This is a genomic window from Amycolatopsis sp. NPDC051128 (assembly GCF_040682715.1).
In the GTDB taxonomy this organism is placed as follows: Bacteria; Actinomycetota; Actinomycetes; order Mycobacteriales; family Pseudonocardiaceae; genus Amycolatopsis.
In genome coordinates this window covers 333,095-357,309 of record NZ_JBFBBN010000002.1, presented here as the reverse complement: position 1 = coordinate 357,309, position 24,215 = coordinate 333,095, and the positions used below count along the sequence as shown (strand labels likewise).

The window sequence follows — 24,215 nt, the reverse complement described above, 5'->3', positions numbered from 1 at the left end:
CGGTGAGCGACTTCGGGCCTCACCCGACGAACAGGCAGAACGGGTGGCCCGCCGGGTCCGCGTAGACGCGCAGTGGTTCTTCCGGGTCGTCCGCGTGGTCCGCCAGCAGCCGCGCACCCAGCGCGATCGCCCGGTCGTGCTGCTCGTCCAGCTCCGCGGGCGTCGCCACCGTCAGGTCGAGGTGCAGCATCTGCGGCCGCGGGCCGTCCGGCCACGTCGGCGGTGGGAGGGCCGCCACCTGCTGGAAGGCCAGGCGCGGAATGCCGTCGGCATCGCGCAGGACCAGCCAGCCGGACTCGCTCTCTTCGTCGCCCGGGCGGTACGCGAAACCCAGCAGCCGCCGGTAGAACTCCGCCAGTGCCCGCGCGTCCGTCGTGTCGAGGACGACCTGGCGCAGCCGGGGCACCCGGTCAGCCACGGTGTTGCGCGATCTGGAAGACGTTGCCGAACGGGTCGCGGACCATCGCGCGCCGGTCGCCGTAGGGCATGTTCGCCGGATTCTCCATGCTCGTCGCGCCGCAGTCGAGGGCGCGGCGGTACGTCGCGTCCGCGTCGGCGACGTAGACGTAGAGGAACGCGGGGAACAGCTCACGCTCGCCTTCGGCGGACACCAGCACGAGCGAGTCGCCGATGCGGATCTCGGCGGGGCGGCCGCCTTCGGCCTCGCCGGTGGCGCCGAACACCGTGCGCAGGAACGCGACGGCGGCGACGAGATCGCTCACCACCATCCGCGGGATCACCGTCTGGAAACCCGGGGTCATACCCGCACCCAAGCCCCTTCGGGCCGGGAGCACAAGTCAGGGCCGCAGGCCGACCAGCTTGACCAGGAACCGGTCGATCTGCTCGACCGCGGGCGGCCAGGGCAGATCGGGCTCGTTGATGCGCTGCGCCAGCATGCCGTTGACCGCGGTCCGCAGGTCGATCGCGACGGTCGCGGCGTCGTCCGCCGGGGCCAGGCCGGCCTCCATGCACCGCCGCACCGCCTCCGTCGTGCGGGCGACCATGACCTCCTTGAACGGCATGCCGAGGCGCCGGTGGACCTTGCTCTCGTGCAGCACCTTGTAGAGCCCGGGGTGCTCCCGCGCCCACGCCGCCTGCGCCAGGATCCGCGCGCGCAACGCGGCCGCGGGGTCCGGCGCGGCGTCGGCCGCCTCGTCGCCGGCGCTGACCAGCTCTTGGTGGCAGCGCCGCATCGCGGCCAGGACGAGTGCGTCGCGATCCGGGAAGTGCAGGTATACCGACGTCGCCGCGATCGACACCGCACGCGCGACCGCCCGCAGGGACAACGCCTCGTCGTCGGCCAGCTCGTCGAGCATGCGCACGGCGGCCGTGACGATCTCTTCGCGCAGCAGGTCGCCCTGGCCGCGGGCGTTGGGACGGCGGCGTGTCTCTTCCATCGACGCGAGTGTAGCTGGACACCTATCGCGCTACAGGTGTAGCGTCACTTTGCACTACGGCTGTAGCGCTACACACGTTCATCCACTGAGGGAGCACGATCTTGACCACCGCCGAAGCACCCACGAACCTCGACCGGCTGGCCTCGCTCGACCCGGCGTTCGCCCAGATGGTCGGCGCCACCGCGAAGTACGTCCGGTCGATCCCCGAGCTGACCGACCGCGAGAAGACGTTCCTGTGCGTCGCGGCCGACGTCTGCCAGACGAGCCTGGGCATGGCGTTCGCCGCGCACGTGCGGACCGGGCTGGCCGCCGGAGTGACCACCGCGGACATCCGCGAGCTGCTGCGGTTCGTCTCCTACGACTGCGGTTACCACGCGGCGACCGCGGGGATCGAGCGGATCACCGAGCTCGAGGCGGAACTCGGCCTGCCCCGCCCGGAGGCCGAGCCGCTGGCCCCGGAGCTGCTGTCGACGGGTCCCGACGCGGCGCCCAGCCCGCTGCCGGACCCGGTGCGGGCCCGGCTGAACGAACTGGACCCGCACTTCGCCGGGTACTTCGACCTGCAGTCCCGGATGCGCGCCGGGCATGGGCCCGGCACGCTCAGCGAGCGTGAACGCGGCTTGGTCAGCCTCAGCGTCGACGTCCACTACCAGACCCTGGCGGACACCTTCCGCACGCACGTCGGGCGCGCGCTGCGGGGTGGCGCGTCACCGGAGGACGTGCGCGCGGCGCTGCGGTTCAACGCCCAGTTCGGCGTCACCAGGGCCTGGCACGCCTGGGAAGCGCTGAACGCGATCCTGGCGGAGAGCTAACCGAGTACGTCGTCCGCGAGCCGGCTCAGATAGCCCGCGAAACGCTCTCGGTCCTCCTTCGGCCAGTGGCCCACCAGCCTGTCGAACGCCTGACGCTGGTGGGCCTTCGAAGCCGCGAGGAACTCCTTCGCGGCGTCGGTCAGCGTCAGGACCGCGCGTCGCGCGTCGCGGGCCGACGTCGAGCGCGCCACAAAACCGTCTCGCGTCGCTTCGCCGACCATCCGGCTGGCCACCGAGCGGTCGATTCCCAGCTGGTGTGCCACGTCCGCGACGGTCACCTCGTCGCCCGCCGCCCCGTCGATCGCCTGGATGACGAAGAGGTTCGGCACCGTCCACGCCTTCGGGGCGTCGGCGGCGAAGCGTTCGACGACGTCCGGTGCCCACTGCCGCGCCCAGTGCCGGACCAGGCGGAACAGTGCCGGGCCGCCGTCAAGGGGGCTTGATGCGTGCATAACGCACACTATAACGTGTGCTTCATGCACGTATCTCGCAACCTCGCTTACGCCGGGCTCCTGCTCGGCATGGCCATGGCCCAGCTCGACGGCTTGGTCGTCACCGCGGCCCTGCCGTCGATCGGCACCGACCTGCACGCCCGCACCGGTCTCGTCGCGGTGACCGCGGCCGGCCTGCTGACCCTGACCGTCGCGACGCCGCTCCACGGGCGGCTCGGCGACCTCTACGGCCGCCGGGTCTCGTTCGCCGGCTCGGTCCTGGTGTTCGCCGCGGCTTCGGCGTGGTGCGCCGCCGCGCCCGACATCGGCTCGCTGATCGCCGCCCGCGCCCTGCAGGGCATTGGCGGGAGCGGCCTCGTGGTCACGGCGATGAGCGCGCTCGGCGAGCTGTTCGAACGCGACGAGCTGCTGCGCCGCCAGGGCTGGCAGACGGCGGTGTTCGCGGCCGCCACCCTGGGCGGGCCCCCGCTCGGCGGACTGCTCGCCGCGGGACCTGGCTGGCGGTGGATCTTCCTGGTCAACCTGCCGCTGTGCGTGCCCGCCCTGCTGCTCGGCCTGCGCGGGCTCCCGGCGAAACCGCGGCGTAGCAAGGAGAAGTTCGACGTGCCGGGCAGCGTGCTGCTGGCCGTCGCGGGGACCGCGGTCGTTGCGCTCGGCACCGTCGACGCGCTCGCTCGCAGTCCTTTGTGGACGCCGATGCTGGTGGGCGCGGCCGTGGTGGCGGGCTTCCTGTTCGTCCGGCGGCAGCGCCGCACGCCGAGCCCGCTGATCGCGCCGAAGGTGTTCGCGGACGCCGTGCTGGCGCGCGCGGTCGTCGTCAACGGCCTGGCGGGCGCCGCGCTCTACGGCACCTTCACCTACGTCGCGCTGGTCGTCGCCCTCGGCGCGGACGCGGCGGGCACCGGGCTACTGCTCGTCGCAATGACCGCCGGGCAGCTCGCCCTTTCCGCGTCCTTCGCCGCGCTGGCGCGCCGGCGACCGGAAATGACGGCGTGGGGCCGGTTCGGCTGCCTGCTCGGCACCGCCGGGCTCGCCGCGACCGCCGTCGCGGCCGCGGCAGGTGGCGAACCGAGGCTCCTCGCCCCGGGGCTGTTCGCGATCGGCGCCGCCTTCGGCGTCTGCACGTCCGCGTACACCGTGCTGGGCCAGACGCGGGCGAAGCGCGAGCTGATGGGCGTCACCCTGGGCGCGCTGACCTTCGCCCGGCAGGCCGGCGGGCTGGCCGGGGCCGCGGTGTTCGGCTGGCTCGCCCTGGCCACGACCGGCGGGCTGGCCGCGCCGGGACTGACCGTCGTGTTCGCCGTAGCGGCCGGGACGATGCTGGTGGCGTGGCTCACATCGCCGGTCGTCACGTCTTCGGACGCTGTCTCGTTCCCTTCCTGACCGAGACGAAGGAGAACGCAAAATGCCTCGCATCGCCGCGAAGAAGACCACCGAAGCCGGACCGGTCCTCAGGCTCGTCTACCGGATCGCCGGCCGCCGCTTCGGCGCGGTGCCGGAGCCGATGGCCGTCGTCGCGCACCACCCCGGCCTGCTGCGGGCCAACGCCGCGCACGAGCTGATGGTGGAGCGGGCGTCGAAGCGGCTGCCGTCGAACGTGCGGGAGCTCGCCGTCTACCGGGTGGCGACCCGGATCGGCTGCTCGTGGTGCGTCGACTTCGGCACCATGCTGCAGAAGCACGACGGCCTGGACATCGAGCGGCTCAAGAAGATCGACGACTACGCGACTTCGTCCGCGTTCAGCCGCCAGGAGCGGCTCGCGATCGCCTACGCCGACGCGATGTCCGCGGACGGCGTCACGGTGACCGACGAGCAGGTCGCCGAGCTCGAGCGCGAGTTCGGCCGGGACGGCGTCATCGAGCTGACCTACCAGATCGCGCTGGAGAACATGCGCGCCCGGATGAACAGCGCGCTCGGCATCGTCGACCAGGGCTTCACCTCGGGCGACGCCTGCCGCGTCCCGCTGCCGTAGGACCCCGGGAATCGGACCCTGGTGGGACGCGCCGCCGGGGTCCCCGCGGGATCGTTCGGAGCATGCACCTCGTCGCCAGTGAACGGATCAAGCTCTTCAGCATCGCCACGCCCTGGGTGTGCGGTGTCTTCGCGCTCATCGCGCTCGCCGCCCCGGCCGCGCTCACCGCGCTCACGGCCACCGAGTCCCGCCTGCCGCCGACCGTGGCGAGCACCCAGTTCGGCTCCCCGTTCGGCCTGGTCGCCGTGCTGGTGCTGGCGGGGCTCGCGGTGACGAGCGAATACCACTCGGGCACGATCCACGGCACCTTCCAGGCCGTGCCGGGCCGGACCCCGGCGCTGGTCGCGAAGGCCGCCGTCGTCGCCGCTTACGCGTTCGGCGTCGGCGAAGCCGCCGCCTTCACGGCCTGGCTGGTGGCGCGGGTCCTCGCCCCGGACGCCGACCTCGCGCTCGACAGCGCCGCCGACTGGACGATCGTCGCGGGGACCGGTGCCGTGTTCGCACTGGCCGCGGTCGTCGGGGTGGGAGTGGGCCTGCTCGTGCGCCACACCGCGGGGACAGTCGCCTTGCTCGTGATCTACCCGCTGGCGTTCGAGAACGCCGTGCAGCTGATCCCGGACGCGGGCCTGGCGATCCACCGCTGGCTGCCTCTGAACGTCGTCACCAAGTTCCTCAGCGGCACCGGCGAGGCGAACGCGGGCCGCGACGGCGGCAACGCGAACGTGCTGTCCGACTCGCCGCTGAGCCCCGGCTGGGCGCTGGCCTACTTCGCCGCCTTCGCCGCGCTGGTCCTGGCCGCCGGGATCACGGCTGCCCGGGTCCGGGACGCGTGATCCGGACCAGCTTGTCGGGGTTGACGACGTCGTAGATCGCCACGATCTTCCCGTCGCGGATGGTGACCGATTGCACGTGCTCGTCGAGGGCGACGAAGCCGTCGCGGCCCGGCATCGGCGGCAGGTACATCCCCAGGTCGCCGTTGACCAGCACCGGGACGCCGCGCTCGGCCATCCCCGGCGCGTACTTGCGCGTGAGGCCGACGAAGAACCGGGCGATCTTGTCCGGGCCGACGATGAGCTGGCGCGCGGTGCGGCCCTTGCCGTTCGAGTCGCCGATGAGCACGACGTCCGGGGCCAGCAGCTCGGTCATCGCCTGGATGTCGCCCTGCTGCAGCGCGATGACGAACTTCTCGAGGATCTTCGCCTGGTCGTCCAGTGGCACGCGCGGCGCCGGGTCCGCGTCCGCGAGGGCCTTGCGCCCCCGCGACGCGTGCTGGCGCGCGGCCTCGACCGAGACGCCGAGCGCGTCGGCGATCTCGGAGAACGGCACCGAGAAGGCGTCGTGCAGCACGAACGCCACCCGCTGCTCCGGGGTCAGCTTGTCGAGCACGACGAGCGCGGCCATCCGCAGGCCGTCATCGCGGACGGCGACGTCGAGCGGGTCCTCGCTCACCGGCCGCCCGAACGGCGTCACGACCGGCTCCGGCAGCCAGTTGCCGACGTATTTCTCGCGCTGCGCGGCGGCCGACTTGAGCCGGTCGAGGCAGATCCGGCCGACCACCGTGGTGAGCCAGCCCCGCAGGTCGCGGATCGCCGCGCGGCCGGCGTCGTCCAGCCCGGCCAGCCGCAGCCAGGACTCCTGGACGGCGTCCTCGGCGTCGGCGCGCGTCCCGGTCAGCCGATAGGCGACCCCGATCAGGTGAGACCGGTGCTCCGCGAAGTGCGCGGCGAGGGTGTCCTGGGCGGTGGGGGTGGCGGCCATGTCCCGAGTGTGCCGCACACGGACGGAGCCCGGAAACGGGGAAGACTAGAGTGGGCCGCGTGGCAGGACGGATTCGGGAGAGCGACATCGCGGAGGTGCGCGAGCGGAACCGGATCGACGAGGTCATCGGGGAGTACGTGGCACTGCGCCGCGCCGGCGGGGGCAGCCTGAAGGGCCTCTGCCCCTTCCACAACGAAAAGACCCCGTCGTTCAACGTCCGCCCGGCGCACGGCACCTTCCACTGCTTCGGCTGTGGCGAGGGCGGCGACGTGATCAAGTTCGTCCAGAAGATCGACCTGATCACGTTCGTGGAGGCCGTCGAGCGGCTGGCCGACCGCGTCGGCATCCGGCTCACCTACGAGGGCGGCGGCGCGACCATCCAGCGCGACCGCGGCAGCCGCACCCGGCTGGTCGAGGCCCACCGCGTCGCGCAGGAGTTCTACGCCGAGCAGCTGCTCACCGACGAGGCGCGCCCCGCGCGCGACTTCCTGTCCGAGCGCGGGTTCGACGCCGCCGCGGCGAAGACGTTCGGCTGCGGCTACGCCCCCGGCGGCTGGGACAAGCTGACCAAGTACCTGCTCACCCGCGGCTTCGAGGTCAAGGAACTCCTCACGGCGGGGCTGTCCAAGGAGGGCCAGCGCGGCCCGATGGACCGGTTCCACCGGCGGCTGGTCTGGCCGATCCGCGACGTCGGCAACGACGTCGTCGGCTTCGGCGCGCGGCGGCTGTTCGACGACGACCGGATCTCGGCGAAGTACCTCAACACCGCCGAGTCGCCGATCTACAAGAAGTCCCAGGTCATGTTCGGCCTCGACCTGGCCAAGCGCGAGATCGCGAAGCGGCACCAGGTGGTCGTGGTCGAGGGCTACACCGACGTGATGGCGATGCACGCGGCGGGCGTGCCGACGGCGGTCGCGTCGTCCGGCACGGCGTTCGGCGAAGACCACATGAAGGTGCTCCGCCGCTTGATGATGGACGACGACGCCTTCCGCGGCGAAGTGATCTTCACGTTCGACGGCGACGAAGCGGGCCAGAAGGCCGCGCTGAAGGCGTTCGAGGGCGACCAGACCTTCGCCGGCCAGACCTACATCGCGGTCGCCCCGGACGGCATGGACCCGTGCGAGCTGCGCCTGGCCAAGGGCGACAGCGCGGTGAAGGACCTGGTCGCGCGGCGGACCCCGCTGTTCGAGTTCGTCATCCGCAGCACCCTGAAGAACTACGACCTCGACTCGGTCGACGGCCAGGTCGCGGCGCTGCAGAAGACCGTGCCGATGGTCGCGGCGATCAAGGACCGCGCGGCCCGCGACGGCTACGCGTCGAAGCTCGCCTGGTGGGTGGGCTGGCAGGACGTCGCGCAGGTCGTCAACCGGGTGCGCGGCAGCGCGGGCGCGACCGACAAGCGCGGTGGCGCGCCGCTGCGCCAGCCGGCGCGCGTCGGCGCCCCGGCGGTGCCGGCCCCGGAGCAGGACGTCGCCCGGCCCGCGCCGAAGGACCCGCGGTTCGCCATCCAGCGCGAGGCGCTGAAAGCGGCCCTGCAGCAGCCCGCGATCGCCGGGCCGGAATACGACGCGCTGCCGCTGGAAGCGTTCACGCACCCGGTGTACGTCGCGGTGCACGAAGCCGTGCTGAAGGCGGGGGGCGCCGGCTCGGGCCTGACCGGCCCGGCGCTGCTGGACGCGGCGGCCCCGCACTGTCCGGAAGGGACGGTCCGGCGCGTGCTCTCCGAACTGGCCGTGGAACCGTTGCAGGCCAAGGACGAGGTCGACTCCCGGTACATTTCGTCGATCCTCGCCCGGCTGCAGGAAACCTTCGTCGGCCGGCAGATCGCGGAGATCAAGTCGAAGCTGCAGCGGCTGTCGCCGGTCGAAGCGCCGGACGACTACCGTGCGCTGTTCGGCGACCTCGTCGCGCTGGAGCAGTACAAGAAGTCGCTGGGCGAACAGGCGGCCGCCGGCGCGTGGAGCTGACATGACCTGGCTGCGCCGGTTGCTGGGCGACCGCACGCCCGAGGACTTCTCCGGCGCGCTGGCGCCGGGCGAGGACGTCGTCGACAGCGCCCCGGTCGAAGAGGGCGGGCACCTGGTGGTGACCCCGCTCGGGCTGTGGATCCCGGACGGTGCCGGGGCGCGGCGCGTCGGCTGGCACCTGGTCGGCAAGGCGACCTGGGCGGACGGGGTCTTCACGCTGACCGAGTCGTCCGAGACAGGCACCGCGGGGGCGGCCGTCGTGCTGGCCGACCTCCCGCCGGTTCGCTTTCGGCTGCCCGCGCCGGGCAAGGTGCCGCACCACGTCCGCCTGCGCGTCGACGGCTCGGTGCGGTCGCGGCACCGGCAGGAGATCGGCTCCGGCGGCGCGTGGTTCGTGCAGCGCAAGGTGCCGGGCCGCGACGGCAGCGTCCTGCAGGTCCGGCCCGATCCGGGCACCGACGTCACGCTGGTGGCGGCCATCGCCGAGCAGGTCGCCGCGAAGCTGGTCAACCCGGCCGAGTAGCAGTACGCTCGTACTCAGTACAGGCGTACTGTTTGTACTGTTGTTGTGGGGAGGCTGCCGTGTGGGATCCGGAGAAGTACCTCGACTACGCCGACCTGCGGGCCCGGCCGTTCTACGACCTGATCGCGCGCATCGGGGCCGTCGCGCCCCGGCGCGTCGCCGACCTCGGCTGCGGCCCCGGCAATCTCACGGTCGACCTGGGGAAACGCTGGCCATCGGCCACGCTGGAGTGCAGTGACAGTTCACCCGAAATGGTGGCCGCGGCCCGCTCCCGCGGCCTCGACGCCGCGGTGCTCGACGTCCGCGATTGGACGCCGGCCCCCGACACCGACGTCGTCGTGTCCAACGCGGTCCTGCAGTGGGTGCCGGACCACGAGTCGTTGCTGCGCCGCTGGGTGTCCGAGCTGCCGCCGGGCGCTTTTGTCGCCGTCCAGGTGCCGGGGAACTTCGACGCGCCCTCGCACGCGTTGACCCGCGAGCTCGCGGCGTCCCCGGCGTGGGCGTCCCGGCTGGCCGACGTCATGCTGCGCGAGGACGACGCGGTTTCGAGCCCGCTCGGCTACGCGAACCTCATGGCCGACGCGGGCTGCCGGGTCGACGCCTGGGAGACGACGTACGTGCAGCCCCTGCGCGGCCCGCTGGCGGTGCTGGAGTGGATCACCGGAACGGCGTTGCGCCCGGTCCGGGCCGCGCTGCCGGACGAGGAGTGGGAGCGGTTCCGCGCGGAACTGGCCCCCCGCCTCGCCGAGGCGTACCCGGCCCGCCCCGACGGGACCACCTGGTTCGAGTTCCGCCGGGTGTTCTTCGTGGCCCAGGTCTAACGGCCGAGCTTCTCGCTGATCTTGGCCCGCGCGACGCCGGCGGCGCCCTGCACCATCGGATGGTCGACGACCCGGCGGTAGGTGCGCACGAGCTGCTCGTAGCGCCCCCGGCCTGCCTTGGCGCCCAGTACGTATCCCAGGCCTGCCCCCAGCAGGAACTTCTTCATCCGCGTCCACGCCTTCCGTTCGTCAGGTCGTCCGACCGTCCATTGTCCAGGAAAACGGCGCCGCCGGGGCGGTTGCGCTAAGTGGGGGGTGGTGTGAAGGGCTTGGCGGGCATGGGTTAGAGTTCTTCTCGTCGGTCGGAGACCGGCACCGGAAGTGAGCGGCAATCCCCTGTAGCTCAACTGGCAGAGCATTCGGCTGTTAACCGGAGGGTTCTTGGTTCGAGTCCAAGCGGGGGAGCTTCCAGACGAGAAAGCCCAGGCCAGCGGCCTGGGCTTCTCTGCGTTGTGGGGTAGTGACGCCTGGAGGGAGGATTTAGTGATTAAAAACTCCGTCACGGCGCCGCCGCTGACGTCTTCCCGTGCGACGCCCGCGGAGGAGAGCACGTCCTCGAACGGCACGTCGGACGCCTGTCTCATCCAGCTGATCGTGTCCGGCGTGACGGTGGGCGCCGGCATGCCGCCGAGGCTGTCGACCACTGCCTCGAGTTCGATGTCGAAGGGCACGGCGCCCGCTTACGCCGGTCCGGTGCCGCGGGCGAACGAATCCCGCGTCGGGTCGGTGTGCACCTCGAGTTCCATCGACACCGGTGACATCCTGACCTCGGCGGGCGTCGCCGGCGGCATCGACCTCTGCCTGCACCTGCGGCGCCGCGACCACGGCGCCGCCGTCGCGAACGCCGTGGCCCGCGACATCATCGCCGCCCCGCACCGGGAAGGCGGCCAGGCGCAGTTCATCGACCGGCCCTCGGTGGTCACGGCCCGCACCGGCATCGGCGAGACCCTGGAATGGGCACTGCAGCGTCTGGGCGAACCGCTGACCGTCGCCGACCTCGCCGCCCACGCCAGGATGTCGGCCCGCAGCTTCGCCCGCAGCTTCACGGACGAAACCGGGACCAGCCCGATGAAGTGGCTCAACGCCGCCCGCGTCAACCAAGCCCGCGAACTCCTCGAAACCACCGGCACGAGCATCGACGACATCGCCGTCCGCTGCGGTCTTGGCACACCGGCCAACTTCCGGCAGCACTTCCGTCGGGCCACGGGAACCACCCCGAGCGAATATCGCCGGATGTTCGCCGAAGCCTGAGCCGGTCGAGGTGCTGGTCAGGGCAGCCTTTCGTGAGGTGTTACCCGACGCCGGGCACCGCCGGCCCTGGACGCGGGACCGGTCCGCGGCCCCGGCCACGGTGGTGAGCCCCCGCATTCCAGCGGTCGGTCCGCTGCGGGGGAAAGTTCCCACGGACATCCGCGGGAACTCTCCGGGAATGGAAACGGGGCGCTGTGACCGCGCCGCAGGATGTTCGTGCGGTTGCCAGAAAGGGGAATCGTGCCAATGCCGCGCGATCACCCCGTGAATTGTCCACTGTGGAGGAGCGGAGAAGGGCGGCTACGGTGCTGTCGTCGCGTCGCGGGCTTCACTCGTGGCTCAACCGGCCGACGGCGTGAGGACCTTGTCCAGTACGCCGGCCTTGACGTCGGCAACGAGCACCTCGAGCTGCTCGAGGCTCATCTCGATCCGCTGGCCGAAGTCGTCGGTGATGACGATCGCGCGCTCGGGCGGGGCGCCTTCGGCTACGTAGAGTTCTGGGCAGCCGCAGTTGCACTGGCCGCAGAAGGTCGCGATGTGCCGCAGGCCGGCTGGTTGTGAGGTCATCGTCGGCTCCTCGGAAGTTGAGTGGCTCCCTCGGTAGTCGTCCGGCGCGGCCGGTTGGTTCCCGGCGATCATCAGGCCGCACGGCGGCGGCTGGCCGGCAGGTGCGGGAACCGGCGGCGCGGACCCCGGCCGTCGCCCTTGGCGGCCGGTGGCTCCCAGCCGAGCGCGACCTCGTCGTGCGCGGTGGGCTCGACGCGCGTGCTCGGGCCCGGTGTCGACGTGCGGTAGTGCTGGCGGCGGACGCCGGCGTGCGGGACCGTGGTTGGGGGTTCGCCGAGGTGGCGGCCGGCTGGCCCGGTGCCGCCGACCTCGGCGATCGTGATGGCATTCTGCTTCTGGTGGCGGGGTTCAGGTGGTGGTGAGGATGTCGAGTGCGGCGGCGTGGACTCCTGGTGCGGCAGCCAGGTAGCTTTCGGAAGTGATCGTCCAGGGTTTGCCGTCGAGGTCGGTGACGACTCCACCGGCTTCCAGTACCAGGAGTACGGCGGCGGCGTGGGCGCGGACGTTGTCGAACTGCCAGTGCAAATCCATCCGCCCAGCCGCGACCTGCGCGAGCTGGTGACTGACCGGCACCGAGATACGGACATAGAGCGCCGCTTTGGCCATCGCGGCGTACGAAGCGCCGGTGCGGTCGGCCAGGGCAACGGTAGTGCCGGGTTGTGCCTGGCCGGTTCCGGTCACCGCGCCCTCGAGTGACTGCTTGTCGGAGACCCGCACAGGCACTCCATTAAGGAAGGCACCACCACCGTCGGTGGCGGTGAACATCTCGTCCAGCAGCGGGAAGTACAGCACCCCGAGTACTGGGCGGCCGTCGCGGACCAGGCTCACCCCGATGTTCCAGTCGGTCATTCCGTGTACGGCGTTGAGGTTGCCGCCCACCGGGTCGATCAGCCACCACGCGCCGTCGGGCAGCGGGCCCGAACCGTGTTCGTCGTTCAGCCAGCGCGCCTCGGGGACGATCTCGGCCAGCGCGGGTTCCAGCACGTCGACGACGGTCAGATCGTTGGCTTGAAGATCGGCAAGCAGTTCGGGCAACCCGGGCTGGCGGGCAGCGGTGGAATAACGCTTCAACAACCGGGCACCCGCCTGGCGGACAGCGACGGTCGTGGCACGCACCAAATCCTCGGACATGAGTATCTCCTTGAGTCGATTGTCGAAAAAGGTGGCGAAGTCAGCGGGCGAGGGAAACGGCGAATGGCGTGAAGCCGTTGCGGCGCAGGATGTGCGGAACGACGAGAATCATCGCTTCGGTCGCACGAGCGGTGACGATGTCGCCGAGGTCCTCGATCCAGGCGGGCTCCCAACCCAGATCACCGAGAAGACCCGCGACGGTCTTCTTGGCCCGCTCGTCATTTCCGGACAGATAGACGGTGGGCGGGGTGCTCAGCGTGCCGGGGGCCGTCATGACCATGAACAGCATGGTGTTGAGAGTCTTCACGACCTGGGTGCTGGGCAAGGCGGCCTGCAGCTGCTCGGCGAGACTGCTACCGGGATAGCACAGGTCACCGGGCAAACCATCGGCCCCGTCGATGGTGGCGTTGGAGACATCGACGAGGATCTTGTCCTCCAGTTCGGCTCGCAACGCGGTGAGCCGCTCCAGTGCGCTGTCGCCGGGGGTCGCGTTGATCACGACCTCCGCGCCGCGAGCAGTCGTGGCGTGATCGGCGTACCGGATCTCGACACCCTCCACGAGCGGCGTGCCCGGCTCCTCGTTCTCTCGAACGCCGAGGGTGACCTGGTGGCCCGCCGCGGCGAAAGCCCGGGCGAGATTGGTACCGACGCGACCCGCGCCCAGAATGCCAATGCCGGCCATCACAAAAACTCCTTGCGGTCTCGGTCTGAACGGTCCGAATGATTCGAAAAGGGGGGCGGCTGTGCGCGCTTCCCTCGGCCCCGCACCTCAAACGTAGAGGCATCCATCATTGACGACAAGTGCATGCTTGGTACTTGAAGGTTTACCGCCAAGGGAGAGGTGCAAGCGCATGGCGGCACGCTAAGCGCCTGGCATACCGTCCGGCGTCATACCGCGCTGTGATCGCTGTCCCTCTCGGGAGTGACTTCCGGCCGGGTTCGCGCCGGGCACAATGACCGGATGCTCAGCAGTACGAACGAGGGGGACCGCTCTCCGCTGCGCCGATGGCTCGGCCGCGCGGGCGCGCACGACACAGAGCGGTCCCTGGCACGCCAGTCGGCCCTCGTCGGGGCCGTGTGCCTGGTCGTCGACGCGGTCAGCTTCCTGACGCGTGGTCCCGGGCCAGGACCGTGGAACACGCTCCTGCTGGCCGGAATACTGATCGCCGACGCAGCTCTCGTGTCCGCGCCGCGGTTCTCCGGCTGGGTCGCGCTCGGACACGCACTGCTGATTCCCGCCCTTGCCTTCGTGCTTCCCGGCCGCAGCGCGAGCACCGCCGGCCAGCTGGTCAGCGCGTACCGCGCCGGCGCCTGGCTGCGGGGCCGGCCCGCCGGCGCGGCACTGGCGGCGTCGTGCGGCGGGGTCCTGTGCTCGTTGCTGATCAGTGGGCTGGACGCACCGGCTTCCCTGCTGAGCCTCGTGGCCGCCAACGCCCTGATGCCGTGGCTGGTCGGGCGGTACACGACCGCGCGCAAAGCGCACGTGGACGAACTGCGCCACCAACGCGAAGCCGCACTGCGAGACGCGCAAGCCGAGGTGGCCGCGGCAGTGGCCGAGGAGCGCGAAACGATCGCCGTCGAGCTGCACGACGTCATCTCCCACCACGTCAGCGCGATCGGCGTCCACGCCACGGCGGCCCGGTTGAACCTCGCGGCGGGCCCGCTCCCCGACGACAGCTCGGTGCGCACCTCGCTCACCGCGGTCGAGGAATCCAGCCAGGCCGCGATGGTCGACCTGCGCCGCCTGCTTTCCCTGCTGCACGAGGGCGACGAGTCACCGGAGCAGCCGGGACTCTCGATGCTGCCGGATCTCTTCGACGGCGTCCGGTCTTCCGGCCTGCGGGTGACGTATGTCGTGTACAACACCCCACACCCGCTTCCCCGAGCCATCGACACCACGCTGTACCGGGTGGCGCAGGAGATGATGACGAACGCTCTGCGGCACGGTGACGGGAAAGCCGCTCGAGTGGAACTCGACTACGGTGACGACCGCGTAGGCCTCACCGCCCGCAACCGGATCGTCTCCGGCGCGGATCCGGTGGGGACAGATTCCCCGGTCACCGGCTTCGGCGTCGGACTCGAGGGAATGCGCAAACGCGCGGAGACATTGGGCGGGTCGGCAGCTTTCGGCCTCGCCGGCGACGGGCACTACTGGGAGTCGAGCGTGACGATTCCCCTGGGAGGTGAATCGTGACCTTGCGGATCGTGATCGCCGACGACCACGCGATGTTCCGATCCGGTTTTCGCGCGGTCCTCGACGCCCAACCGGACATGGAATGCGTCGCCGACGTCGGCGACGGGTACAGCGCCATCGAGGCCATCCGGTCCCTTGCCCCGGACCTCGCCGTCCTGGACGTGCGCATGCCGAAACTCGACGGTCTCGCGGCCGCTCACCAGCTGATGTCGTCGGGACGGCAAGCCTTGAAAGTCATCCTGCTCACCACGTTCGGCACCGACGACTACCTGCGCTCGGCACTGGCCTCCGGCGTGAGCGGGTTCGTCCTGAAGAGCCTGCCCCCCGAAGAACTCGTGACCGCGATCCGCGTCGCCGCCCGGGGCGACACCTACCTCGACCCCTCGATCACCAGCCGGCTCGCCCCACGGCTGGTCGACGCGCTGACCCCCGCCGTGCCGGACCGGGAACGAGTGCCCGGCCTCGACCGGCTCACCGCACGCGAGCGGGAGGTGTTCCTGCTGATGGCCGCGGGTTTGTCCAACGCCGGCATCGGCGAACAGCTCTACGTCGGCGAACAGACCGTCAAAACCCACGTCTCACGCGTCCTGGCCAAACTCGGCCTCAGAGACCGGGTGCACGCTGTCCGCTTCGCCCACCACCACGGCCTGATCGAGCCAACCGACACCTCCGGCCTGTGACGTGATCCCGTCTGCGCCCCACGCGGGTGACGGAGGGGACCGGATCACCCGGCAGTCGTCGCCGCGCACAGCGGCCTCCTAGAAGATTCCTCGGGCCAGGCCTCCGTCGATGACCAGTGTCACGCCGGTGATGTAGCCGGCCCGCGGTGATGAGAGGAAAGACGCTGCGGCACCGATCTCCTCGGGGCGGCCGAACCTGCCCATGGGGATCTCGGTTTCGAATTCCGAGGGAGCGCCTTCGGGATGGTAATCCGCAAGGCGTTTGGTGCGGATGCGGCCCGGTGCCAGGTTGTTGACGGTGATTCCGTGTGGAGCAAGCTCGGTCGACAAGGTCTTGAGGTAGCCGATCACGCCCGGGCGGATGGCATTCGATAGGGCGTTGTCCGTCGGTTCCTTCGCCCCGCCGGTGGTGATCGCCAGGATGCGTCCCGCGTCGCTCGCCTTCAGGTGTGGCAGGGCCAGGTTGACGAGGTCGATCAAGGGTGCGAGCAGGGCATCGAACGCGGCCCGGGCATCTTGCGGGCCGATACCGGTCGCGGGACCGTTCGGCGGCCCGCCGGTGTTCCACACCAGAATGTCCAGCCGACCATTTCGTTCCATCGTGAGCTCGACGACACGGACGAGATCGTCGTGCCGGCTCATGTCCGCGACGACGGGGTACGCGCCGATCCGTTCGGCCTCGGCGTGCAGCACTTCCGCGCCGCGGCCGGTCATCACCACGTTGGCGCCCTCGGCGGCCAGAGCCTGCGCGACAGCGAGGCCGAGGCCTGACGACGCACCCCCGACGATGGCCGACTTTCCGGCAAGGGACAGATCCATCGATTTCTCCTTGGCAGGTGTTGTCCGGTTGAATGGGCTCTCGGGTGGGCATCAGTCTCAATGCACCCGCCAATCGTCACTATTCGTCGGACACGTCGGCGTGCGAAGATCAGGGAGCCGATGTTCGTTGCGCGCGGAGTACTTCACGCAGGACGGCGCTGGTCTCCTCGGGGTTCTCCACGGGCCAGAAGTGTCCCCCGGTGACGTAGCGAACCTCGACCTCGGTGGCGCGCGGAATGTACTTGTCGGCGTCCTCGAAGAACTCGCGGGGCTGGGTGCGCGAATCCACGCCCTGGATCAGGGTCACCGGACAGCGCCAGTGTGGGATCAGGTCCCGGCGCCGTTCGATCCACTCCTTGCGGAACGTGGAACTCATGTTATAGCGCGGGACGGCGTGCGTGATCCCGGGATACGAGTATTCCTGGATGATGCGGCGCATGTCCTCGTCAGCCACCGGCCGGCCGCCGACCATGGTGTAGGCCCAGACGACGAACCGTTTCGGGTCTTCCATCAGCCCGCTCCACGGTGCCTCGGCGAGGAGATCGTCGTGCGGGGCGAGGTCCGGGTGGAAGTGGTGAAGGTGCTGCTCGGTGCGCACGTAGTGACTGACCCGCCAGGGGTGGGCGGCGGCAATGTGGTCGCCCAGCACGGTTCCCCTGTCGTGGGTGACCAGGGCGAACCGGCCCACCCCGAGCGCGTCGAGCAGTGCGACGAGCTGCTCGGCCACACCCGCGTGCCGATAGTCGCCCCGTCCCTTCTCCGACTGCCCGTAGCCCTTGAGGTCCACGGCGATGCAGCGGTACGAGCCGGACAACGCGGCCATCTGGTGGTGCCACAGGAACCACGAGTCGGGCATCCCGTGCAGAAACACCACGGGCTGCCCGCTCCCGGTCTCGACGTAGTGCCATCGGACTGTTTCCTGATCACCCGGGACTTCTACGAAGCGATGGGTGAAGACGACCCCGTCGAGCTCCTCGGTGTCTCCGTCGTGGTCCGCGGGCCGAGGCCGCACATCGGCGTAGCGCTCGAGGCGCTCGGCCACGAGGGCCTCAGGCGGGACGAAGCTTTCGATCGCCTTCCGTGCCCGCTCCGGAAGTTCGGTGTAGTGCAAAGTGGACTCTTCGTGGCTCACCTGGCCACTTCACCACCGGCTTCCCATCATGTCCAACGATGTCTACTGCTGGGTGTCAGCACGGTGAGTGATAATGGGAGCCATGGAACTGCGTCACCTCGAACACTTCCTCGCGGTCGCCGGCACCGGCAGCTTCACCCAGGCGGCGAAACAGCTGCACGCCGTCCAATCAGGAGTGTCCGCGACCGTCAGGGCGCTGGAGCGGGAGCTGGGCTCGGCCCTGTTCACCCGGAGCCCGCAGGGAGTCGCCCTCACCGCGGCCGGACGCGTCTTCCTTCCCCGGGCCCGAGAAACCCTCGACGCCGCCCGCGGCGCCAAGGACGCCGTCCGCCGGAGGCAGGGGGCATTACACGGCACGGTCACGGTCGGCACGTTGACCTCGATTGACCTCGTCGACCTGCCCGGGCTCCTGGCCGCGCTGCGCGCCCGGCACCCCGGCGTCACGGTCCGGCTGCGAGCCGCGATGACAGGATCGGCAGGCCTGGCACAGCACCTGCGTGACGGCGGGCTCGACGTCGCGTTCCTCGCCCTGCCCGGTCCTTCCCCGGCCGACCTCGACACCCGCCTGCTGGCCGTCGCGCCCGTGGTCCTGTACGTGCCCAGCTCACATCCGCTCGCTCGGACGGGCCGAGCGAGACTGGCGCAGCTGACCGAGTTCCCGTTCATCGACTCCCCGCCGGGCTTCGCCAGTCGCGCCATGCTCGACCAGGCCTTCGCCGCCGCGGGGGTGGAGCGGGAAGTGACCGTCGAGGTCGCGAACGTGGGCACTGCCGCCAGCTTCATCCGGGCAGGGCTGGGGATCGGCTTCCTCAGCCACTTCCTGGTCGACGACTCCACCGGTCTCGACACCGTGCAGGTCACCGACTACGAACTGCGCTGGCAGCTCGCCGTCGCCACCGCCTCCGCCCGTCGGCCCAGCACGGCCACCGAGGCATTTCTGAACCTGCTCGGTGAGCGATATCCCACCGTCGTGCACGAGAACGTACCGCAGGTGCCGGGGTGAGGATGTCCGGCTCGGCCGGGCTGCTCTGACGGGTGCGCCAAGCGGTCTCGTACTCGTCGGTGAGCCGCAGCAGCCGCTTCGATGACCGCCCCTGCACTTCGGCCTGGCTGCTACCAAGCTGCCGCGCCCACGCCGTCACGGGCGTGGTCGCTGCTTGATCGTGCCGCCCACGGAATGGTCGGCCTTGGCGGCCCACGATGACCGCTCGGTCGCGCGGGCCGGCGGCGAAGACGCCGCGAAACTGCTGCAGGCTCGCGACTGTGAGTGTCGCATGGTTGTTCGGGTCGTTCACCGGAGTGGTGAATTGCCGGCTGCGCGGAGAATGTCGGCGGCGATCGCCGGAATGTCCGTCGGACCGCTGGTGTCGACCTCCACCAGCGGGCCGACACCCAGCGGGGGAACGGGTTCACCCCACAGTTCGGCCTCGTCGCGTTCCAGATCGAGGTGGGCCGTGTGCCGGTTGGCGGCGCGCGCGTAGTAGCGCGACCGTGCGAGCTCCACCGGCACGACGCAGCGCACCTCCACGATCCTTCCCGGCAACGCGGTCACGTGAGATCTGGTGTAGCCGAACCAGGTGCTGTCCAGCACCGCACCCGGGCAGTGACGCGCCACCCGCAGAGCGACCAGTACCGCGGCTCGGCCCAGCCGCCGTGACTCGCTGACGGTGCCGGGCAGCCCGAGTTCTTGGGCCAGGGTCTGCTTGATCTCATCCTTCGCCAGCACCGGCAAACCCAACCGCGGACCCAACGCGGCTGCCAACGTGCTCTTGCCCGATCCGGGCCAACCGCCTACCAGTACGAACAACGCAGCCACCTGCCTTGGCTACCACAACCCGCTCGGCCGGAATGGTCAGCGCGTCGATGGAACGGATGCCGTGTCGGGCTGCCGTGGAGATGCCGAGGGGATGGCGTTGTCGATGAGGACGGTGGCGATGGCGGCGGCGGTGGGGAAGGAGTCACGGTCGAGGACCCGGGTGCGGGCCGAAGCGCCGTCGAGCAGCAGCGCGAGTTGTTCTCCGAGTTGTTCGGGGTCGGTGGCGCCGGCTTCGCGGGCGGTTTCGGTGAGCCGCGCGGCGATCGTGGTCTTGTAGTCGCGTGCGTACTGGGATGCGGGGTGCTGGGGGTCGTGGAGTTCGACGGCCGCCGCGATGTAGGGGCACAGGGGCGTGGACACGGGCAGGTCGAAGGCGGCGAGGAGCCGCTCGCGGGGCGTGAGGTCGGTGCGGTCGAACACTCCGGGCATGACGTCGGGATCGAATCGGCGCAGGTATTCGGCGACGAGGTCGTCCTTGCTGGGGAAGTGCTGGTAGGCCGTGCGCTTGGACACCTGGGCCACCGCGCAGAGCTGGTCCATGCCGGTGCGGCTGATGCCCTGATCGCGGAACAGCTGCTGTGACGCACTGAGGATGCGCTCGCGCGCGCCCCTGCCGCGGCGCCGGCCCAGGGGGCCCTTCTCCAACTCCGTCATGTCGCCAGTGTAGCCCCCGCGGGTACGCCTCGGTGTACATAGCTTGCGCTCCGGCGGACCGTCCGATACGTTACGCAAACAGAACGGTGTACATAACTTCAGGACTGTTCCGGATACCCACCCCCCAAGAGGAGTGATCGTGGGAAAGCTCGATGGCAAGGTCGCGGTGATCACCGGCGGATCCACCGGCATGGCGCTGGCCGGCGCCAAGCTGTTCGTCGAGGAAGGAGCGCACGTCTTCATCCAGGCCCGGCGGCAGGAAGCGCTGGACGACGCCGTCGAGCTGATCGGCCGCAACGTCACCGCCGTGCGGGGTGACGCGGCCGAGCCGGCCGACCTGGACCGCTTGTACGACACCGTCAAACGGGAAAAGGGCTCGATCGACGTGCTGTGGGCCAGCGCCGGGATGGGCGAGCCGGCCGTCCTCGGCGAGATCACCGAGGAACAGTTCCACCGCGCCTTCTGGCTCAACGCGCGCGGCACCCTGTTCACCGTGCAGAAAGCACTGCCGCTGATCAACGACAACGGCTCGATCCTCATGACCGGGTCCAACGCCTCACTCGGAGCCTTCCCCGGCTGGAGCCTTTACGCCGGAAGCAAAGCCGTGCAGCAGGCGTGGGCCCGCGTCTGGCTCAACGAACTGCGCGACCGCAAGATCCGGGTCAACGTCCTGACCCCCGGCCAGGTCGCCACCGCCAAACAGGAAGAACTGTTCGACGAGGCCACCAAGGCCGCATTCGAGTCCCTGATCCCGCGCGGGGAGATGGGCCGACCCGAAGAAATCGCCACCGTCGCCCTGTTCCTGGCCTCCGACGACTCCAGCTACGTCAACGGCCTGGAACTGGTCGCCGACGGCGGCACCACCGCCATCTGAACGGGAAGAGAGGACACCTCATGGGCAACATCACCATCATCGGTACGGGGAACATGGCCCGTACCATCGCCACGCTTGCGGTGGCGGGCGGCAACACCGTCGAGATCATGGGCCGCGATCAGGCCAAGGCCGACGACCTGGCCAAGGCTTTCGGCGGCGGCGCGAAGGCGGGGAAGTGGGGCGTCGTCCCGGCCGGGGACATCGTCATCACGGCGCTGTTGTACGACGGTGTCGTTCCGGTCGTCGTCGAGTACGGAGACGCCCTCGCGGGCAAGGTCATCGTCGACATCAGCAACCCCTTCAACGCCACGTTCGAGGGGCTGGCGCACGGCGAGGAGACCTCGATCGCGCAGGAAGCCGCCAAGGTGGCCCCGGACGGCGCCAGCGTGGTGAAGGCGTTCAACACCATCTTCCGCAATGTCCTGGAGAAGGGCCGCCCCAACGTCTTCATCGCCGGCGACGGTGCGCAGGCCAAAGCGAGCGTGCAGGCATTCATCGAGAGCATCGGACTGCGCCCGCTGGACGTCGGCGGCCTGAAAATGGCGCACTGGCTGGAAGGAATGGGTGTGGTCACGATGGGACTCGCCGGAAACGGGGTTGGCCACGGGGACTTCGCCCTCGGCGTCAACGAATTCGCCGGCTGACCACGTGCACCGGTGACTCAGTCGCGGACGTTGGGATCGATCGCCTCGCCAATCGTGCCCGTGGGCCGAGGGCGTCCGTTCCCTGCGCGCTCGCCGTGTCGACCGCCGTCAGTTGAGCTTGCGGGTATCGGCAGGCAGGCCGCCGCCGGCGTAGACGTCTTCGGCCAGCTTCGCCAGCGCGGTCAGCGCGACGTTCTGGCTCCACGGGCCGTAGGAGACGCGGGAAACGCCGAGTTCCTGTGCACGGGCAAGCGGAATGGAGCCGGGGATGCCGATGAGATTGATCTTGCGCTCGCCGAGTGCTTCGACGAGCCGCGTCACCTGGTTCTCGTCGAGTTTGCCGGGCACGAAGAAGTTGGACGCGCCCGCGTCGAGGTAGGCGCGGCCGCGGGTGATCGCCTCGGCCAGGGCGGTCTCGGGGTCGGTCTTGAGGAAGGCGTCGGTGCGCGCGTTGAGGACGAAGTCGACGCCGGCCGACTGTGCGGCCGCGACGGCGGCTTCGACGGCCTTCACCGCTTCGTCCAGTGGCTTCATCTGGTCTTCGAGGTTGGCGCCGACCGCGCCGACCTCGATCGCCCTGGCCACGGTGCCGCCCGGGTCGCTGTAGCCGGCTTCGAGGTCGGCGGTCACCGGCAGGTCACCGGCGGTCCGCACGATGAGGGCGATCTCGGCGATCATTTCGTCGCGCGGGATCTTCTCGCCGTCCGGGTAGCCGCGCGAGGCGGCGATGCCGTGGCTGGGGGTCGCGAGCGCCTTGGTGCCGGGGGTTTCGGCGACGACTTTGGCGGTGATCGCGTCCCAGACGTTGACGACGAGCAGCAGTTCGGGCGCGGCGTGCAGCTCTTGCAGGAGAGTGGCCTTCTCGGCGGTCGAGATCATGCCCTCCAATGTAGGCGTGGCACTCCGTCGAGCCGGAAGTGGCCAGGGCCACTGTTCGGCCGGTCGGCGCCGGGGTATCCACCGGAGCGGAAGACAGGGAAAGGACCGAAGTGAGCGAGAACTCCACTCCACGCCTCGTTGCGAATCCGAAGCGCATCCAGATCCACACCGAAGCGGATCTCCGCCGGAGCGCGCCGCCCGCGAATCCCGAAGCCGGGACGACGACCGAAAAGCGTTGACCGGACGAGTCTCGCCGGGCACGGCGGACGTGCCCGGGGCGATGGAGTTCGGCTCGGCGGCAAACGCATCCGTTCGCCGCCGAGCCCGCCCCCTGGCAGAAGGCATTTCGATCTGAATACCCGGCGTTACCGCGGACCGGCGGCGGACGTCCGCCGAATCCACACCTACCGGGGTCAGGTGCAATTCGGGTAGTGGTACATGACGCTGCGTGTTTGCGGCTTGTCTTCGTCCCTGCCGGCCTCCTCGGAAACCTCTACCAGAGCAGTGGCGAGGAACCAGTCTTCGATTCCGGCGCTCAGCAACACGAGCGCCTCCGCCTGCCGCCCTTGGACACCGAGCAGCCGTGTCCACTCACGCGCGCGGAACCATTCCCCGCGGCCGGCCTGGAATTCCACTTCTTTCCCATGGCCGAGCTCAAGAAGCCGGGAGACGAGAAGCGGAGGAATGCAGCCGGACAAGGCCCGAGCCTGGTAGTCGAGATCAGCGGCATCCATGGCGGTGCACCCTGGCCAGCCACATCACCGCGAGACGGAGACCGCGGCACGAATGGACGTGTATGCGGTCACGCTCACCCGTTGTGGCCAGAATCGGGTTGCTCTTCGTGACCAGGCTGGCTGCCTGGAGTCGTGATCAGCGTCGTCGGCGGTAACCCGGTTCAGTGTGGGATTGCTCACCCTCCGGAGTGGCTCTGCTACCCAACTGCACCAGGCGCACGCCCCGATTGCACCCAGGACACCCGAGAGTGGGGCTACGTTCCAACCATTCCACCTCGGAAGTGCCACCATGCGTAATCTCGTATTGCCGCTAGCCGCAGTCACGCTGCTCACTCTTTCGGCCCTGGGAACCGGCACCCCCATCGCTGCGCCCAGTAACGCGGGAGCGCCACTCCCCGACGACGTCATAGTCGTCGGCGAACCGATCCTCGCTGCCCCGGAGGTCGCCGGCGCCGTGGCCGACACCGCGTGTAGTGACACCACCTATGCCCGCAAGCCCTGGCACCTCGCCGGCACCTACAGCTGGCTCTACAACGGCGCCCGCGCGCCGGCCTCCGTCGGCGGCACGGCCTTGACGAGCATCCGGACTGCGACGCAGAACCTGGTCCGCGGAACCAACAGATGTGCCATCGCGGTGACATCACCGGTCAGCCAGGCCTACGCCGGAGCCACGACGAGCGCTGTCGCGCAGATCGGGGCGACCGGCACCTGCACCGGCAATGACGGGCGAAGCGTCACCAGCTGGGGCACGCTGTCGTCGGGATACCTCGGCTACACCTGCGTCTACTACCGCTCCAACGGCGTGGTCCTGGCCTCCGACATGCTCCTCTCGAATTCACACAGCTGGTTCACCACACGGCCGCTTATCTGCTTGGGCAGCTACGACCTCGAGTCCGTGGTAGTGCACGAACGCGGGCACACCCTGGGCCTGGAACACGTCGACCAGTTCCTCCACCCGGCCCAGATCATGACTCCACGCATCAGCTCCTGCGACACCACCAAGAGGCTCCTCGCCGCCGGCGATGTGGCAGGTCTCCGCGCCGTGACCAGCCAGCCGTAACCACTCGATGCGTCGGTGACCCGCACCGGCGCGTCTTCTCCGGAAACACGGCCACCGCGCCCGGCAGCACGACCATGA

At 69.9% G+C, this 24,215-nt stretch carries 29 protein-coding genes and 1 tRNA gene; 15 read left to right on the top strand and 15 right to left on the bottom strand.

Annotated features, from left to right (window positions below; translation table 11 throughout):
• Positions 1-19: 19 nt before the first annotated feature.
• From AB0M82_RS03870 to AB0M82_RS03860, 3 genes are read right to left on the bottom strand one after another with little or no spacing between them, the layout of a single operon-like run.
• Positions 20-418: a VOC family protein gene (locus tag AB0M82_RS03870; RefSeq protein WP_364717467.1), complete on the bottom strand. Its 399-nt coding sequence runs from the start codon at positions 416-418 to the stop codon at positions 20-22.
• Positions 411-761 carry a VOC family protein gene (locus tag AB0M82_RS03865; RefSeq protein ID WP_364717466.1) on the bottom strand — a complete coding sequence of 117 codons (351 nt, stop codon included), beginning with the start codon at positions 759-761 and terminating at the stop codon, positions 411-413. The genes AB0M82_RS03870 and AB0M82_RS03865 overlap by 8 nt, the downstream gene beginning before the upstream one ends.
• A gap of 36 nt (positions 762-797) precedes the next feature.
• Positions 798-1,397: a TetR/AcrR family transcriptional regulator gene (locus AB0M82_RS03860; protein ID WP_364717464.1), complete on the bottom strand. Its 600-nt coding sequence runs from the start codon at positions 1,395-1,397 to the stop codon at positions 798-800.
• A gap of 101 nt (positions 1,398-1,498) precedes the next feature.
• On the opposite strand from AB0M82_RS03860, the gene AB0M82_RS03855 reads away from it, so the two are divergent.
• Positions 1,499-2,209, top strand: a complete 711-nt coding sequence (locus tag AB0M82_RS03855; RefSeq protein WP_364717463.1) for a carboxymuconolactone decarboxylase family protein — start codon at positions 1,499-1,501, stop codon at positions 2,207-2,209.
• Here AB0M82_RS03855 and AB0M82_RS03850 read toward each other — a convergent pair.
• Positions 2,206-2,661: a MarR family winged helix-turn-helix transcriptional regulator gene (locus tag AB0M82_RS03850; protein ID WP_364717461.1), complete on the bottom strand. Its 456-nt coding sequence runs from the start codon at positions 2,659-2,661 to the stop codon at positions 2,206-2,208. The two genes, AB0M82_RS03855 and AB0M82_RS03850, sit on opposite strands and share 4 nt — an antisense overlap.
• 24 nt (positions 2,662-2,685) lie before the next feature.
• Here AB0M82_RS03850 and AB0M82_RS03845 point away from each other — a divergent pair, with 24 nt between their 5' ends.
• From AB0M82_RS03845 to AB0M82_RS03835, 3 genes are all read left to right on the top strand, one after another.
• A complete protein-coding gene (locus AB0M82_RS03845; RefSeq protein ID WP_364717460.1) occupies positions 2,686-4,044 on the top strand; it encodes an MFS transporter in 1,359 nt (452 codons plus the stop codon).
• Between the two features lie 22 nt (positions 4,045-4,066).
• Positions 4,067-4,633, top strand: a complete 567-nt coding sequence (locus AB0M82_RS03840) for a carboxymuconolactone decarboxylase family protein (protein ID WP_364717459.1) — start codon at positions 4,067-4,069, stop codon at positions 4,631-4,633.
• 62 nt (positions 4,634-4,695) lie between these two features.
• Positions 4,696-5,466, top strand: coding sequence for a hypothetical protein (locus AB0M82_RS03835; RefSeq protein ID WP_364717458.1), 771 nt, complete (start codon positions 4,696-4,698; stop codon positions 5,464-5,466).
• Here the strand turns inward: AB0M82_RS03835 and AB0M82_RS03830 are convergent.
• Positions 5,438-6,391 (bottom strand): sigma-70 family RNA polymerase sigma factor, encoded by a 954-nt coding sequence (locus tag AB0M82_RS03830; protein ID WP_364717457.1) that lies wholly within the window; start codon positions 6,389-6,391, stop codon positions 5,438-5,440. The two genes, AB0M82_RS03835 and AB0M82_RS03830, sit on opposite strands and share 29 nt — an antisense overlap.
• A 59-nt stretch (positions 6,392-6,450) precedes the next feature.
• Here AB0M82_RS03830 and dnaG point away from each other — a divergent pair, with 59 nt between their 5' ends.
• The 3 genes from dnaG to AB0M82_RS03815 are packed head-to-tail and all read left to right on the top strand — an operon-like array spanning position 6,451 to position 9,702.
• Positions 6,451-8,358, top strand: a complete 1,908-nt coding sequence (dnaG, locus tag AB0M82_RS03825; RefSeq protein WP_364717456.1) for a DNA primase — start codon at positions 6,451-6,453, stop codon at positions 8,356-8,358.
• 1 nt (position 8,359) lies between these two features.
• A complete protein-coding gene (locus tag AB0M82_RS03820; RefSeq protein ID WP_364717454.1) occupies positions 8,360-8,881 on the top strand; it encodes a hypothetical protein in 522 nt (173 codons plus the stop codon).
• A gap of 59 nt (positions 8,882-8,940) precedes the next feature.
• A complete protein-coding gene (locus AB0M82_RS03815; protein WP_364717452.1) occupies positions 8,941-9,702 on the top strand; it encodes a trans-aconitate 2-methyltransferase in 762 nt (253 codons plus the stop codon).
• Here AB0M82_RS03815 and AB0M82_RS03810 read toward each other — a convergent pair.
• Positions 9,699-9,869 carry a hypothetical protein gene (locus tag AB0M82_RS03810; RefSeq protein WP_364717451.1) on the bottom strand — a complete coding sequence of 57 codons (171 nt, stop codon included), beginning with the start codon at positions 9,867-9,869 and terminating at the stop codon, positions 9,699-9,701. The genes AB0M82_RS03815 and AB0M82_RS03810 overlap by 4 nt on opposite strands.
• Before the next feature lie 165 nt (positions 9,870-10,034).
• On the opposite strand from AB0M82_RS03810, the gene AB0M82_RS03805 reads away from it, so the two are divergent.
• Positions 10,035-10,107, top strand: a tRNA-Asn gene (locus tag AB0M82_RS03805).
• 78 nt (positions 10,108-10,185) lie between these two features.
• The gene (locus tag AB0M82_RS03800; RefSeq protein ID WP_364717450.1) at positions 10,186-10,953 is read left to right on the top strand and encodes a helix-turn-helix domain-containing protein; all 768 of its coding nucleotides are present in this window, start codon (positions 10,186-10,188) and stop codon (positions 10,951-10,953) included.
• 339 nt (positions 10,954-11,292) lie between these two features.
• On the opposite strand, the gene AB0M82_RS03795 is transcribed toward AB0M82_RS03800, so the two are convergent.
• The 3 genes from AB0M82_RS03795 to AB0M82_RS03785 all read right to left on the bottom strand — a co-directional run bounded on the left by AB0M82_RS03795 (position 11,293) and on the right by AB0M82_RS03785 (position 13,333).
• The gene (locus AB0M82_RS03795) at positions 11,293-11,520 is read right to left on the bottom strand and encodes a hypothetical protein (RefSeq protein WP_364717449.1); all 228 of its coding nucleotides are present in this window, start codon (positions 11,518-11,520) and stop codon (positions 11,293-11,295) included.
• Between the two features lie 348 nt (positions 11,521-11,868).
• A complete protein-coding gene (locus AB0M82_RS03790) occupies positions 11,869-12,651 on the bottom strand; it encodes an inositol monophosphatase family protein (protein ID WP_364717448.1) in 783 nt (260 codons plus the stop codon).
• Positions 12,652-12,691: 40 nt separating this feature from the next.
• Positions 12,692-13,333 (bottom strand): NAD(P)-binding domain-containing protein, encoded by a 642-nt coding sequence (locus AB0M82_RS03785; protein ID WP_364717535.1) that lies wholly within the window; start codon positions 13,331-13,333, stop codon positions 12,692-12,694.
• Positions 13,334-13,612: 279 nt separating this feature from the next.
• Here AB0M82_RS03785 and AB0M82_RS03780 point away from each other — a divergent pair, with 279 nt between their 5' ends.
• Complete coding sequence (locus tag AB0M82_RS03780) at positions 13,613-14,845, top strand: histidine kinase (protein WP_364717446.1); 1,233 nt, start codon at positions 13,613-13,615, stop codon at positions 14,843-14,845.
• Entirely contained in the window at positions 14,842-15,525 is a 684-nt protein-coding gene (locus AB0M82_RS03775; protein ID WP_364717445.1) for a response regulator transcription factor, read from the top strand. The genes AB0M82_RS03780 and AB0M82_RS03775 overlap by 4 nt, the downstream gene beginning before the upstream one ends.
• Before the next feature lie 78 nt (positions 15,526-15,603).
• Here AB0M82_RS03775 and AB0M82_RS03770 read toward each other — a convergent pair whose 3' ends face one another.
• Together AB0M82_RS03770 and AB0M82_RS03765 are read right to left on the bottom strand one after the other, a co-directional pair.
• Positions 15,604-16,344, bottom strand: a complete 741-nt coding sequence (locus AB0M82_RS03770; protein ID WP_364717443.1) for an SDR family oxidoreductase — start codon at positions 16,342-16,344, stop codon at positions 15,604-15,606.
• A 109-nt stretch (positions 16,345-16,453) separates the two neighbouring features.
• Complete coding sequence (locus AB0M82_RS03765) at positions 16,454-17,476, bottom strand: alpha/beta fold hydrolase (protein WP_364717442.1); 1,023 nt, start codon at positions 17,474-17,476, stop codon at positions 16,454-16,456.
• 82 nt (positions 17,477-17,558) lie between these two features.
• Between AB0M82_RS03765 and AB0M82_RS03760 the strand changes: the two genes are divergently transcribed.
• A complete protein-coding gene (locus AB0M82_RS03760; RefSeq protein ID WP_364717440.1) occupies positions 17,559-18,479 on the top strand; it encodes a LysR family transcriptional regulator in 921 nt (306 codons plus the stop codon).
• Between the two features lie 288 nt (positions 18,480-18,767).
• On the opposite strand, the gene AB0M82_RS03755 is transcribed toward AB0M82_RS03760, so the two are convergent.
• Positions 18,768-19,292, bottom strand: coding sequence for an AAA family ATPase (locus AB0M82_RS03755; protein ID WP_364717439.1), 525 nt, complete (start codon positions 19,290-19,292; stop codon positions 18,768-18,770).
• A gap of 36 nt (positions 19,293-19,328) precedes the next feature.
• Positions 19,329-19,946, bottom strand: a complete 618-nt coding sequence (locus AB0M82_RS03750; RefSeq protein WP_364717437.1) for a TetR/AcrR family transcriptional regulator — start codon at positions 19,944-19,946, stop codon at positions 19,329-19,331.
• Positions 19,947-20,085: 139 nt separating this feature from the next.
• Between AB0M82_RS03750 and AB0M82_RS03745 the strand changes: the two genes are divergently transcribed.
• Both AB0M82_RS03745 and AB0M82_RS03740 read left to right on the top strand, forming a co-directional pair.
• On the top strand, positions 20,086-20,820 hold the full coding sequence (locus tag AB0M82_RS03745; protein ID WP_364717436.1) for an SDR family oxidoreductase: 735 nt from the start codon (positions 20,086-20,088) through the stop codon (positions 20,818-20,820).
• Between the two features lie 20 nt (positions 20,821-20,840).
• Complete coding sequence (locus AB0M82_RS03740; RefSeq protein ID WP_364717434.1) at positions 20,841-21,464, top strand: NAD(P)-binding domain-containing protein; 624 nt, start codon at positions 20,841-20,843, stop codon at positions 21,462-21,464.
• Positions 21,465-21,572: 108 nt separating this feature from the next.
• On the opposite strand, the gene AB0M82_RS03735 is transcribed toward AB0M82_RS03740, so the two are convergent.
• A complete protein-coding gene (locus AB0M82_RS03735) occupies positions 21,573-22,343 on the bottom strand; it encodes an isocitrate lyase/phosphoenolpyruvate mutase family protein (protein ID WP_364717431.1) in 771 nt (256 codons plus the stop codon).
• Between the two features lie 413 nt (positions 22,344-22,756).
• Entirely contained in the window at positions 22,757-23,077 is a 321-nt protein-coding gene (locus AB0M82_RS03730; RefSeq protein ID WP_364717428.1) for a hypothetical protein, read from the bottom strand.
• Between the two features lie 289 nt (positions 23,078-23,366).
• Between AB0M82_RS03730 and AB0M82_RS03725 the strand changes: the two genes are divergently transcribed.
• Entirely contained in the window at positions 23,367-24,137 is a 771-nt protein-coding gene (locus AB0M82_RS03725) for a matrixin family metalloprotease (protein WP_364717425.1), read from the top strand.
• Positions 24,138-24,215 lie beyond the last annotated feature (78 nt).

Coding starts and splice junctions, on each gene's coding strand:
- AB0M82_RS03865 (WP_364717466.1), bottom strand. CDS start 761: ATGACCCCGGGTTTCCAGACGGTGATCCCGCGGATGGTGGTGAGCGAT.
- AB0M82_RS03860 (WP_364717464.1), bottom strand. CDS start 1,397: ATGGAAGAGACACGCCGCCGTCCCAACGCCCGCGGCCAGGGCGACCTG.
- AB0M82_RS03850 (WP_364717461.1), bottom strand. CDS start 2,661: ATGCACGCATCAAGCCCCCTTGACGGCGGCCCGGCACTGTTCCGCCTG.
- AB0M82_RS03845 (WP_364717460.1), top strand. CDS start 2,686: ATGCACGTATCTCGCAACCTCGCTTACGCCGGGCTCCTGCTCGGCATG.
- AB0M82_RS03840 (WP_364717459.1), top strand. CDS start 4,067: ATGCCTCGCATCGCCGCGAAGAAGACCACCGAAGCCGGACCGGTCCTC.
- AB0M82_RS03835 (WP_364717458.1), top strand. CDS start 4,696: ATGCACCTCGTCGCCAGTGAACGGATCAAGCTCTTCAGCATCGCCACG.
- AB0M82_RS03830 (WP_364717457.1), bottom strand. CDS start 6,391: ATGGCCGCCACCCCCACCGCCCAGGACACCCTCGCCGCGCACTTCGCG.
- AB0M82_RS03820 (WP_364717454.1), top strand. CDS start 8,360: ATGACCTGGCTGCGCCGGTTGCTGGGCGACCGCACGCCCGAGGACTTC.
- AB0M82_RS03810 (WP_364717451.1), bottom strand. CDS start 9,869: ATGAAGAAGTTCCTGCTGGGGGCAGGCCTGGGATACGTACTGGGCGCC.
- AB0M82_RS03795 (WP_364717449.1), bottom strand. CDS start 11,520: ATGACCTCACAACCAGCCGGCCTGCGGCACATCGCGACCTTCTGCGGC.
- AB0M82_RS03790 (WP_364717448.1), bottom strand. CDS start 12,651: ATGTCCGAGGATTTGGTGCGTGCCACGACCGTCGCTGTCCGCCAGGCG.
- AB0M82_RS03785 (WP_364717535.1), bottom strand. CDS start 13,333: ATGGCCGGCATTGGCATTCTGGGCGCGGGTCGCGTCGGTACCAATCTC.
- AB0M82_RS03780 (WP_364717446.1), top strand. CDS start 13,613: ATGCTCAGCAGTACGAACGAGGGGGACCGCTCTCCGCTGCGCCGATGG.
- AB0M82_RS03770 (WP_364717443.1), bottom strand. CDS start 16,344: ATGGATCTGTCCCTTGCCGGAAAGTCGGCCATCGTCGGGGGTGCGTCG.
- AB0M82_RS03760 (WP_364717440.1), top strand. CDS start 17,559: ATGGAACTGCGTCACCTCGAACACTTCCTCGCGGTCGCCGGCACCGGC.
- AB0M82_RS03750 (WP_364717437.1), bottom strand. CDS start 19,946: ATGACGGAGTTGGAGAAGGGCCCCCTGGGCCGGCGCCGCGGCAGGGGC.
- AB0M82_RS03740 (WP_364717434.1), top strand. CDS start 20,841: ATGGGCAACATCACCATCATCGGTACGGGGAACATGGCCCGTACCATC.
- AB0M82_RS03735 (WP_364717431.1), bottom strand. CDS start 22,343: ATGATCTCGACCGCCGAGAAGGCCACTCTCCTGCAAGAGCTGCACGCC.
- AB0M82_RS03730 (WP_364717428.1), bottom strand. CDS start 23,077: ATGGATGCCGCTGATCTCGACTACCAGGCTCGGGCCTTGTCCGGCTGC.
- AB0M82_RS03725 (WP_364717425.1), top strand. CDS start 23,367: ATGCGTAATCTCGTATTGCCGCTAGCCGCAGTCACGCTGCTCACTCTT.